General features: G+C 57.9%; 2 protein-coding genes. One reads left to right on the forward strand and one right to left on the reverse strand.

What is annotated here, in order from left to right:
* The first annotated feature begins 231 nt into the window (after positions 1-231).
* Positions 232-1,662 (forward strand): pyruvate kinase, encoded by a 1,431-nt coding sequence (gene pyk / locus GZ093_RS20760; RefSeq protein ID WP_296489628.1) that lies wholly within the window; start codon positions 232-234, stop codon positions 1,660-1,662.
* A 9-nt stretch (positions 1,663-1,671) separates the two neighbouring features.
* Here the strand turns inward: pyk and GZ093_RS20765 are convergent, their stop codons facing one another.
* Positions 1,672-2,031, reverse strand: coding sequence for a PepSY domain-containing protein (locus tag GZ093_RS20765; protein WP_296489630.1), 360 nt, complete (start codon positions 2,029-2,031; stop codon positions 1,672-1,674).
* Between the last annotated feature and the right edge of the window lie 161 nt (positions 2,032-2,192).

The raw sequence follows: 2,192 nt of genomic DNA on the forward strand, positions 1-2,192 counted from the left end.
TTTCTGGAGTGTCCATGTGTCCACCTGAGTTGAAGTGGACACGATGCTCCTAAGAATTGCCGATCTCCGCAAGGTGACTTCGCCACCCGCTTACATCAAGCTTGCCAACATTTGACGAGGTGTTACAAACCTTGACACCGAAGGCCTTTTGCGCCTGCGGCCTGCAAGCTGTTGCGGGCATGTAACTGCTTCCATGTAAAAATAGAAACTTAATTACAAGGAGACTGTTCAATGCTGCGTCGTGCTACCAAAATTGTCGCCACTCTTGGCCCCGCCTCTAGCGACCCCGCGCTGCTGGAGCAGATGATTCGTGCCGGGGTCAACGTGGTGCGGCTGAACTTCAGTCACGGGACAGCGCAAGACCACATTGAGCGGGCACGCCTGGTGCGTGAAGCCGCCAAGCGTGCCGGACGGGAGATCGGCATCATGGCTGACTTGCAGGGGCCAAAAATTCGGGTGGGCAAGTTTGCCGACGGCAAGGTGTTTCTGGTGCAGGGCCAAGAGTTTGTGCTCGATGCGGCGCGCACGGAGTTAGGCGACATTGACGCGGTTGGGCTGGACTACAAGGCGTTGCCGGGCGAGGTCAAAGCGGGCGATGTGCTGTTGCTCAACGATGGGCTGATCGTCATCACGGTCGATGCAGTCAAAGGCGCGGCGATTTACACCACGGTCAAGCTCGGTGGCGAGTTGAGCAACAACAAAGGCATCAACAAGCAAGGTGGCGGCTTGAGCGCGCCCGCACTCACGGCCAAGGACATGGACGACATCCGCACGGCGATGAGCTTTCACGCGGATTACGTGGCGGTCAGCTTCCCCAAGAACGCCACCGACATGGAGATGGCACGCCAGTTGTGCAACGTGGCGGCCGAAGACGGTCACCGGCCCGGTTTGATTGCCAAGATCGAACGCGCAGAAGCCATCCCGAGACTCGAAGAAATATTGCTCGCCAGCGACGGCATCATGGTCGCGCGCGGCGACCTCGCGGTTGAAGTCGGCAATGCGGTGGTGCCAGCGCTGCAAAAACGCATGATCAAGCTCGCCCGAGAGCACGACAAGGTGGTGATCACCGCGACGCAGATGATGGAGTCGATGATCACCAACCCGGTGCCCACCCGCGCCGAAGTGAGCGACGTGGCCAACGCGGTGTTGGACGGTACCGACGCTGTCATGTTGTCAGCCGAGACGGCAGCGGGCAAATACCCGCTGGAGACGGTCGTTGAGATGGCCAAGATTTGCCATGCGGCCGAAGGCGGCGAAGACTTCAAGCTCGAAGCTGACTTCACCGGCAAGACCTTCAAGCGCATCGACCAGTCGATTGCCATGGGCGCCTTGTTTACCGCGCATCACCTGGGCGCCAAGGCGATTGTGGCCATGACCGACAGTGGTTCCACCGCACTGTGGATGAGCCGCCACCTGATTCAGGTGCCGATCTACGCGCTCACCTCCAAGGTGATGACGCAGCGCAAGATGACGCTGTACCGCAATGTGCGGCCCTTGTTCATTGACACCAGTGCCGACCGGGACACTGCGCTGAACGAGGCGGAGAACTACCTGAAAACCCGCGGCATCGTGCAGGCCGGCGACATCTATGCCATCACTTGCGGGGAGCCGATGGGCTCGCCCGGGGGTACCAACATGCTGAAAATTTGCCGGGTCCGCTAGCGGACCCAATCATTGCGCGATATTCTGCCGCATCAGCCGTGACGTCACGGGGTTGAAGTAGGCCTCCACAATGCGGCCTTCGCGGTCAAAGCCATAGATTTCGTAGCAATCGCCTTTGGACAGCCTGAAGGTCTTGATGCGGTAGCCGCGGTACTCCGCCAACAACTTCATTTCGTCTTCGGGCAGCCAGTCGCTGCGCGGGGCCGTCGTGCAGATATCGGTGGTTTTTTCGCGGCTGAAGCCAATCGGCGCTGATACCGCAGCCGTTTTGACGGCTGCCTTGGCAGCAGGCCCGCCTTGGGCCAGCACTTGGCTGGCCAATGGCAACAGAAGCAGCACGTTGGCCAGCAGGGTAATTCTGATTTTCATCATTAATATTTCTTGTAACAAAGACTGAATTGTGATCGCGCAAAATTGAGCCAGCCTTACAGTCAAGCGGATAAAGCAACTTCTTTTCTGTAAATTTCCGAAATTTAGTTTTGGGTGTTGGTGATTTGCAGCGCTCAGGGCTTCATGGTTAGATAGATTTT

The organism is Rhodoferax sp., from assembly GCF_010365055.1.
Classification (GTDB): domain Bacteria; phylum Pseudomonadota; class Gammaproteobacteria; order Burkholderiales; family Burkholderiaceae_C; genus Rhodoferax.